General features: G+C 46.9%; 6 protein-coding genes and 1 riboswitch. All 6 genes read right to left on the bottom strand.

Translation table 11 applies throughout. The annotated features are described in order from the left end of the window. Positions 1-320 precede the first annotated feature (320 nt). The gene (locus tag ASD40_RS11980; RefSeq protein ID WP_057303515.1) at positions 321-1,724 is read right to left on the bottom strand and encodes an NCS2 family permease; all 1,404 of its coding nucleotides are present in this window, start codon (positions 1,722-1,724) and stop codon (positions 321-323) included. Positions 1,725-1,952: 228 nt separating this feature from the next. Further along, positions 1,953-2,053: riboswitch (purine riboswitch) on the bottom strand. 94 nt (positions 2,054-2,147) lie between these two features. Next, positions 2,148-3,686, bottom strand: coding sequence for a glutamine-hydrolyzing GMP synthase (gene guaA, locus ASD40_RS11975; protein WP_057303514.1), 1,539 nt, complete (start codon positions 3,684-3,686; stop codon positions 2,148-2,150). A gap of 112 nt (positions 3,687-3,798) precedes the next feature. Then, a complete protein-coding gene (locus ASD40_RS11970; RefSeq protein WP_082562189.1) occupies positions 3,799-6,315 on the bottom strand; it encodes a transglutaminase-like domain-containing protein in 2,517 nt (838 codons plus the stop codon). Beyond that, positions 6,302-7,516, bottom strand: coding sequence for a DUF58 domain-containing protein (locus ASD40_RS11965; RefSeq protein WP_057303512.1), 1,215 nt, complete (start codon positions 7,514-7,516; stop codon positions 6,302-6,304). The genes ASD40_RS11970 and ASD40_RS11965 overlap by 14 nt, the downstream gene beginning before the upstream one ends. 8 nt (positions 7,517-7,524) lie before the next feature. Next, positions 7,525-8,502, bottom strand: coding sequence for an AAA family ATPase (locus ASD40_RS11960; RefSeq protein WP_057303511.1), 978 nt, complete (start codon positions 8,500-8,502; stop codon positions 7,525-7,527). 64 nt (positions 8,503-8,566) lie between these two features. Continuing rightward, complete coding sequence (locus tag ASD40_RS11955) at positions 8,567-10,009, bottom strand: polysaccharide deacetylase (protein ID WP_057303510.1); 1,443 nt, start codon at positions 10,007-10,009, stop codon at positions 8,567-8,569. Between the last annotated feature and the right edge of the window lie 53 nt (positions 10,010-10,062).

Below are 10,062 nucleotides of genomic sequence, written 5' to 3'. Positions count from 1 at the left end.
CTCATTTGCGTTGCTAGCGAGATTTTGCAATCTCTTTTTTGAACGATTTCTCGTTCGTGCTTACTCACTCGTTGTTCAGTTTTCAAAGATCAATTTCTTTCATTTTAATCCTTCGCCCCTCAAAGGCGACTTGATTAATATACCACATCGGCCTATTCGATTGCAAGAACTTTTTTTAATTTCTTTCGTTCTTTCGTTCGACCGCCGAAGCGACAAGGAGTAATATAACAAATCCGCAAACTGATTGCAAGCTTTTTATACCTTGAAAAATATGGTAACAAAAAAGCTCCAGTGCGTAATGCACCAGAGCTTGAATCTTTTTAACCTTGGCTTCCTATAAAGATGTAACGAGCTAGGATAAGAATCGCCAGTACCCACATTAACCAGTGAATCGGATAACGTGTCTGACTTTTACCACCTAGGTTAGCTGCTGCTGCCAGAACTACATACGAAACGATACCGAAGGAGATACCATTAGCAATATTGTAAGTGAAAGGCATCAATACAATTGTAAGGAAAGCTGGGATTGCTAGAACGAAATCTTGAAAGTCGATCTCACGAATGGATTGAACCATCAGAACACCAACCACGATCAACGCTGCCGCTGTCGCAGAACCAGGAACCAACATAGCAATCGGAGCTAAGAACAGGGCAAGCAAGAAACATACGCCTGTAGTTACCGCCGTTAAACCTGTACGTCCGCCTTCAGCTACACCCGCTGCGCTTTCTACGAAAGCAGTAACCGTACTAGTCCCAACCAACGCACCGCCACTAACACCAATCGCATCCACGAACATCGCTTTACCTACACGCTTGTTGCCCTCTTCTTTGTTCTTCATAATACCAGCGCGATTCGCTGTTCCAACCATGGTTCCGAATGTGTCAAAAAGCTCAACAAACGTAAATGTAGCAATTACGGAAACTATACCCGTTGTCATTATGCCCGCAAAATCAAAATCAGCGAAACGAAGTTTGGACAAATCAGGAACCCATGTCGTGTCTGCACTAGTCAATGAACCTAGATTAACCATACCCATGAAATACCCAATGATTGTTGTAGCCAAGATACCGATCAAGATAGCGCCGCGCAGTCGAAGCACCATAAAGATAGAAATCAACAAGACCCCAACGATTGTTAAAATAACGCCTTTATCTTCTAATGAACCCATGTGGAACACAGTTTCAAATGAAAGTACATCCGTAAATTGATGCGCCTTAATATCTTTGCCGCTTTCTACCGCAACGGTTAAGATACCGCTGTTCTTAAAACCGATCATTGCGATAAACAAACCAATACCCACGGTAATCGCATGCTTCAGGCTGTCTGGAACGGCCACAAGGAGCATTTGACGGACTCTGGTGATGGTAAGAATGATGAAAATAATCCCCGAAATGAATACAGCTGCTAAAGCCATTGAGAACGTGAATTTACCTTGCGAAGTTAAAATGATGGTCGCGAAGTAAGCATTCAAGCCCATCCCAGGAGCTAGCGCAACTGGAAAGTTAACGAATAACCCCATTGCAATCGTCATTACACCCGCAGCAATCGCTGTAGCCAAGAAAATCGAAGTCCAGTCACCACCGGTAGCCCCCGATTTAAAAGCACTCAGAATGTCTGGATTTACAGCAAGGATGTAAGCCATCGTCATGAATGTAGTGATCCCCGCCATGATTTCTGTTCTTACTGTCGTGCCGTTTTGTTTCAATTTAAAAAAGCGATCCATTTTCCTACTCCTCCTAAAACGAATGTGGGGAACCAAGGATAAACGCCCTTGTCGTCCTATCAAGGACGAGCGCGTTTATCAAGGTTGTGCGAAGCAAAAGTATACATATATACTTTCTGGCAACAGCAAAAAACCCGGAATCATAATGCCTGATTCCGGGTACGAAAAAGGAGCTATCCATATGAGAGCTGCCTTCGATGTGTAAAGGTGCACGTAGAAACTCATACGGATTCCGTTCCTTTTTTTCGTAGCCAGATCATTTGCGGTGATCTCGTAGAAACTCTCAGGCCAATTCCCGAGATTATACGAAAAACTGTTATCCATAACACATTTTAGTCGTGAAATAACCTAATGTCAATAAAAAAGACGAACGATGAAGGGGTATATTTTCCCAAAACGTTCGTCTTTTGCTAGTGATTTATATTATTCCCACTCAATGGTAGCTGGCGGCTTAGAAGTGATGTCATAGACGATACGATTCACGTTCTCAACTTCATTAACAATACGAACCGAAATCTTCTCAAGCACATCCCAAGGAATACGCGCCCAGTCAGCTGTCATGCCATCAATAGATGTAACAGCACGAATACCTACGGTGTAAGAGTAAGTTCTTGCGTCACCCATAACTCCCACGCTTTTCATGCCCGGAAGTGCTGTGAAGTACTGCCAGATCTCACGATCTAAGCCTGCTTTGGCGATTTCGTCGCGCAGAATGGCGTCGGATTCACGAACTATTTTCAGCTTATCTTCCGTTACTTCACCTAGAACACGAATGGCCAGACCAGGACCTGGGAAAGGCTGTCTCCAAACGATTGCTGCTGGAAGGCCACACTCCTCGCCTACTTTACGCACTTCGTCTTTGAAAAGTGTTTTGAGAGGCTCGATGAGCTTGAACTTCATATCTTTCGGCAGTCCGCCAACGTTATGGTGCGATTTGATCGTTTGAGCCGTAGCCGTGCCGCTTTCTACGATATCTGTATATAGAGTGCCTTGGGCTAGGTAAGTAAAGTCATCAAACTGACTGGATTCCTCTTCGAATACACGGATGAATTCGGTACCGATAATTTTACGTTTTTGCTCGGGATCGTCTACGCCAGCCAACTTGCCGAGGAAACGGTCACGCGCATCAATTTTGACCACTTTCATATCGAATTTACCGACAAAAGTGTCCATAACGCTCTCAGCTTCACCTTGACGCAGCAAACCATGATCAATAAACATACATGTCAGCTGTGCACCAATCGCTTTATGCAGCAGAATAGCAACAACCGATGAATCCACACCGCCACTAAGTGCGCATAGGACTTTCTTGTCGCCAACCTCTTGACGAAGTTCTTTGATCATGTCTTCCACAAAGGAGGACATCGTCCAGTCGCCCACGCAACCGCAAACTCCATAAATAAAGTTATGGATCATTTCATTCCCTTGAAGGGAGTGACGAACTTCCGGGTGGAACTGTACAGCATGAATGTTGCGCTCACGGTTACTCATAGCTGCAATCGGAAGAGAATCCGTGCTTGCTTCTATAACGAAGCCTTCAGGCAGGACGGAAACGTGATCGCCGTGACTCATCCACACGGTTTGCTTGGATTCTAACCCTTTCACTAACGGGCTTTCATTCGTAAATGCAAGATCTGCCTTGCCATATTCACGCGTGTGCGCACGTTCAACTTTACCGTTCAGTTGGTGAGCAATTAACTGCATGCCATAGCAAATACCCAAGATTGGAATACCCAGATCAAAGACTCCTGCGTCAACAGCCGGAGCTCCTTCACCATATACGCTCGACGGACCGCCCGAGAACACAATCCCCTTAGGGTTAAGCTCACGAATTTTATCAACAGTTGTATTGAACGGCAGCAGCTCGCTGTAAACGCCCAAATCACGAATACGTCTAGCAATCAGTTGATTATACTGGCCTCCAAAATCTAATACGACAATCATTTCACTCGGTTTACTCATTATCCGACCTCCTAGATTCATAGCGATTGAGTTTTAAGGGGCTCCCCTTGTCCACTTATCACTATTTATAGGTACTAATTTTAAACATTAGGTACCTAGGATGTAAAGGGGTTTAATGTGTCTTTTGAATGGCTTTCCAAATTGCTGTAATTTCCCGCTTCGTGTAGGTCAGTGAATTGGCCGTATCATAACGGACACTTTCGTAAATCAAGGCAAATTCGAGCAGCGCTTGTTTCTGCCGTTGATCTTTGAAATTTAGCGTTGTGACATACTCTCGCACCGTCTGGCTTGCGGATTTTGCGCCGTATTTTCGAAAAAGCTGCATCCATAAGCGATCCATATAGGGTGTCATGGGGTGTGAATTGCCCTGCTTGTTTTTGTAAATTGGAAAATTCAGCCGCGTATTGACTAGGAGCCCTTTTCGCCTAAGCAAAACGAAAATACCCACAAGAAGGAAACAACTTCCGATTAGAAAAATGAAAGCTTTCCTATAAGGCTTTGCAAAATTGACGATTCTATCCTTCGTTGCATGAAGCCACTCACTTGGATTGGTTGTAAACTTGGTAGGCGCAGGAATGTTCGTGAGTGAAGCCGTCATCGCCGCTTGCTCCATGGCAGCTGTCGTCAAGGTTTCTCTCGGATGATCGGATGAAACACCAGAGAAACCCGGTGTAGGTTCAAACGGCACCCAGCCCATAGAAGGAAAATAAACCTCCACCCATGAATGCGCATCTAGATTGCGAACCATAACATCCTTAAGCCCATCGCTATTGCTTGATGCTTGCAGTGTCCCTGGCGCGAAACCTTTTACCCAGCGGGCAGGCACCCCGACAGAACGAAGCATAACGACCATCGAGGTTGAAAAATGATCACAATACCCTGTTCGGTCTACGAACAGAAAATGACTGACAAAATCCTCATTGCGACTTGGATTCGTTGGCTTTTCGAGACTATAGGTATAGGTATTGCTCAAATACTGCTCAATCGCAACCGCTTTGGCATATGGTGTCAAACTATTCGCAGTCACTTGCTCGGAAATGCTGCGAACAGAACGCGGCAATGAAGCTGGAAGTTGAAGATATTCCCCTGCAATGTCCGAGGGATAGCCACCCGTATCCGTGTTAAGTATGGATGGATCTTCCTGCACGGGCTGGACAGTTATTTTGTAATAAGACAAAGGATCCATAATCTCAGGCAGAGTTACTATACCATTAGATTTAGATGCAAGGAGGCTGCTCGGCGTTAGCGGTTTCTCCTTCTCACTCAAAAGCATATCAACACCTAGTAACTTCCCACCCACAAACAATTGGCGATTAGGTGACTTCGTGTCCCATAGAATTTCCTGACTCACAGTCCGACCTGTAACTGATTGATTAGGAGAAACGTAAGGCTCCAGCTTTTGATTGGGCTCGGTCCAGCCTTTGCCGTCGTAGAAGCTTTTGGATTCTCCGCGCCAGTAGGTTAATTCAGAGGTTCTTGCTGTGAATACCGGGGTCGTGTCCACCTGGAGCGGACCTCCTAAAGAAGAGTCGTCTTGACCGTATCCAGACCTAGCAAAAGCACCCTTTGCCCCCGTATCATCGTTGTATAGTTCAAATATGCGATCGTATAAATACGCCCAGCTAACTGGTTTCATAAGAGGAGTAGGCTCCGCCTGCTTTGCCGAGAACCATCCAACACTAGCTAGCGCACTTACAACGACCAAGCTGACTACAAACCATTGAAAAAAGCCGCCCGATCGAACCGAAGCTACGCCATAGGTTTGTTCAATTCTAGAGAGATTGAGCAGCGATAACAGAAGTAGTCCATACCCTATTGTGCGCATAATCCCTTGAACCGTATCCGCGCCAAGCACCAACTGTAAGAAGACGAGATAAATGAGCGTAGCAGCAACAAACCAAAGACTGTGCTGCCTCTGCAGCATGAGAGCTTGCACAACGGAAATCAGGAGCGACCAACCTAACAGAAAGAGCAGCGTTCGCATTTGACCACTGATAAGATCGAAATGAGCTTGAACGATGTGAACCATATCCTGAGAAATGATCCTCACCAAATCGATGATCCATGCTCCGGTTAGAAAGCCTTCACGGTCAAACATAAAACCGATGAAAAGCAGGATAATGACACTTTTGGCTGTCCATCCCCAAGCATAAGGAACCTTGAAGCAGTCTATGGCAATGCAGATCGCAAATACGACGAGAATGGGACCGATTTGAATAGAGGCATCGGCCATCCAGGCTAAAGGACGGAGCCATTCCGAAAGCAGTAGGAAGAGCAGCAATGAGATTAGACTGTCTCGGAATAAGGTGTTGGTGATTGGCGATGATGACTGTGCGTTAGAGATGGCGCTTGAATGGAAGATTGGACTTGATGGGATAGCGGCTGCGGGCTCGGCGCTTGAGTGCGCAGAGTTAGTGCTTAAAGAGCGCGAGTTCGAAGTGCGAGAGATTACACTCGGCGAGTCTGCGCTGGTGTGTATAGAGTTAGCGCTTAAAGAGTTAGTGCTTAAAGAGTTAGTGCTTAAAGAGTTAGCGCTTAAAGAGCGAGACTTCAAGCGCGACGAGTCTGCGCTTGAGCGTAAAGGACGTGAAAGAGCGCGCGGCGCGCGGTTGGGTTCAAGCGGTTGCATCCGCGACACCCCCTTGCTTTGGCCACTGGCTCCGCGGGTGCGGCACTTCTGTGAAGCTGCAGCCTGCGGCCTGCAGCTGAGAAGCCCCCTCTCGCTCCGCGACCGAGAGGGAAGGCCGCGCGTGCACGTAGATCACGTGCACGGATCGGCGCTTGGTGCGCGCATCAGCGATCGCGCGCACCAACGCCTGGTCCAGCGTCGATGTGATGCACAGCATCGACGCATCCAGCGGCAAGGCCGCCGCCTCTTTCCTGACGAGGTCAGGAAAGGAAAGGGCGGACTTGCCGCCCACGCTCGCGAGTACTTCGTACGCGAGCGTTAGATCAGGGCGAATCGTCGGCGCGATTCGCCTGCTTCCCGAGCTGCTAGCGAAGCCGCAGCTCTCGCGCCCGCCAGCGGCGGCTTCGAAGAAGCCCGCCGCTAGGGCGACGCCCTTCTCCAGCAGCGGCTGCGCCGCCTCAGCTGGACCCGCCGCAGGCGCCGCGTCGAGCAGCAGCATCCGCTTCGCGGAGGATGCTTGCTCGGGGTCTTTGGTCATCAACCGGCTCAGCCTGGCTGTGGATTTCCAATGGATGCGGTGGTAGGGATCACCGCTGACATAGTCACGAACACCGCTAATCAGCGGAGTCTCGGTTTTAGGACCACGGACGGTAGACACATCACCGTCCTCGGATTGAAATGTCATACCTGATCCGGTCAAAGAATCAGGTCTCGGATAAACAACACACCGCTGAAGATCATCACGGTATGCTTTTCGAACAGCAAAGCCAAATAAATCACCGGTCACCGCCTCAAAACCCGCGAACCGATAAACACCTCGCATAAGACCCGTCATTTTATAATGGAGGATTAAAGCTGATCGAAACCCTGGGAAAAGCAGCTTGCTGTAGCTCAGCTTCACTCCGCTTCCTTCATGAATCCATGTATCCTTAATGATCATCCAAGGCAGCGGCAAAAACGTACGATGCCCAACTTGCAAAGTGATTGTTACGTCTTCACCGGATACGAAAACTTCGCCTGACAACTGCCGGCTAATGGTTAGTCCTTGTAATGCGAATACATAAAATAATCCAGCCTGAATCCATATTAATGTCAAACAAATTCCTAAATACCAAGCGGCAAATCCGCCTTGCCAATACGCCAAAACAATGGACAGCACACTTCCCACAACCAACAGCGTCGTTTTACCCCAGCTTCTCATAGTAGGCCCTACTTCCCCGAGACGTAACGAAGAACAGGAGTTTGTAAGGAGGCTAGTAAACCTGTCAAAATCGTATCCGCAGACTTGCCAGTCATTCGTGCTTCGGAAGTCAAAATAAGCCGGTGTGTCCAGATCGGCAGCACCAAATCCTTAATGTCATCTGGTACCACGAAGCTTCTGCCCTTCATATAAGCAGACGTTTGCGCAGCGCGCATCAAAGCGTAAGATGCTCGTGGACTTGCACCCAAGTACAAATCAGCATGCTCCCTTGTTGCCAAGGCCAGGCGAACAATGAAATCTTTTAACGTATTATCGACATGAATCATCGTTGCTTCTCTTTGCAATTGAACAAACTCATCCTGTACGATAACCGGCTTCAAGTGATCCAGAGGCTGGCGATCCTGTAGGCGATCCAGCATCAGAATTTCTTGCTCAGGTGTTGGATAACCAAGTGATAACTTCATCATAAATCGATCCATCTGCGCTTCTGGCAGCGCATAAGTACCTTCATAGTCCACAGGGTTTTGCGTAGCTAATAAAACGAAGGGTTTAGGCAATTCATAACTCACTCCATCAATAGTGACCCGCTTCTCTTCCATCGCTTCTAAGAAAGCAGACTGTGTCTTTGGTGAGGTACGGTTGACTTCGTCTGCCAGCACGATGGGTGTCATTAAAGGTCCAGGGCGAAACTCAAAATCATTCGTCTTCACATTAAATACAGACACACCGGTTACATCTGACGGCAATAAATCAGGGGTGCACTGAATTCTCTTAAACTCACAACCAATCGTCCTTGCCAAGGCACGCACAAGCATCGTCTTCCCAACACCGGGTACGTCTTCTAACAAAAGATGGCCGCCGCTCAACATAGCAACGAACGCTTTCTCTATCGTCTCTCTCTTTCCAACTATCACTTTCTCTACGTTCATGATCATCCGTTCCACAAGAGGCTGCGGCTGATCGAATATTCGGGTTTTCGACTGCATAGACAAGAAGCCTCCTTTATAAGGGTATGCTTCTAGTTTTTCCAGCCCTCTACTATTTTAGACATTACCCTCCCATGGCAAATAGAGAGTTTTTCAGAAGACTATCATTCTCTTTAAATATATAAAAAGGCCGTAATGCCACAGATACCTCTCGCTTATTAGATTCTATGACCGTATCCGTAATTCGCCCGCCTAGTAAATCTATGGTTTTTCGTAAAGGAACGATGATCTTACCGTCTTTGAAATCCATATCCGCTAATGAATAGGTAGCCACGCTATTACCTAGGGTATAAAGCCTGATGCTTCTAGCGGACAAATCATATTCCAAATCATAAACACCAAAATGTGCATTTGCCGTCTTCTTTTCAGCCAGCCATTCTACTTGCCCGCCCATTTTCTCTATGAGAAAGCGCATAGACATTTCAATCCGGTTAGCACGCAGCTGGTACTCTGGAGGTTCAATTGTAAAACTGCTGCCTCCGACCACATGTACTTGCAGCGGCAACACCGCTTGCGCGGATAGAATTTGTGCCGTTTCTTCTCTGGCTGCAACCGTCTGATTGGCAAGCTGCTGTTCAGCATCCTTCTGGTCTTGATCCGTCTGAATATGTGCTAAAGCATATTGATGCGTTTCTTTCAATAAGTCTTGGAAATGGGCCAAACTCATGTTTCTCGACCACTTCGGCTTACCCACTGGGAATTGTTTGGGCTTAACCTGAGAAGTAAGGGGAGCGAACGCGTAACCTAATTTTTTGTAATAGCTGATGACTTGAGGCAATACCTCTACCGTTGACTCATGCCCGCTGCCATCATGAAACAGGATGTTGATCTCGTGTTCGAGCGGTGATCCTTTAATCGTTTGCCAAATTTCATTCACAGGTACATGCGCTCTTTTGGAATCACCGCTGTCAACATTCCAGTCCGTAACGATATAACCTGCTTGATCCATCAAATAGTAGTAGTACGAATCGAAATTCGTATATGTACCTCCAGGGGCGCGCACCAATTGCGGTCTGGTATCAGCCAAACTGGCAAATATGTCCTCACTACGTTGGATTTGGTCCCAAAAGGTTTGGAAATCGCTATACAGCTCTTTATATACATGATTATAGGAATGATTGCCTAATGTATGCCCGTCTTGCACGATTCTTTTCACCAAATCAGGGTGTGCCTGAGCTTGCTCGCCAAGTGCGAAAAAAGTAGCTTTCACATTCTCTTTATCTAAAATATCCAGCACCTGACTCGTCAGCTTGCTAGGACCGTCATCAAAGGTTAAGTAAACGGTAGGCTGTTCCGGTGTTTCATACGTCTTCTCACTCTGCTGGCGCTTACCTGTTTTGAGCTTTTGATAAAGATCTTGCCCTTCTTGTGCTTGTGCGGAGTTTCCATCGCTCTCCGCTGCTTTTGCCGGAATCGTAAGGAAAAATAGAGAAACTAGTAAAAGGACTACCACCCAAAGTTGAACTCTTTTCTGCCAGTTGGTCGCACGTTGTACCTGAAAACGCATCCGATGATCCCTCCGCTTGTTCTATCATTTTGCTAGCTCTGATAGATTATATG

Origin of the sequence: Paenibacillus sp. Root444D2 (genome assembly GCF_001426375.1) — a bacterium.
Lineage (GTDB): Bacteria > Bacillota > Bacilli > Paenibacillales > NBRC-103111 > Paenibacillus_E.
This window is presented reverse-complemented; position numbering and strand designations above follow the sequence as displayed.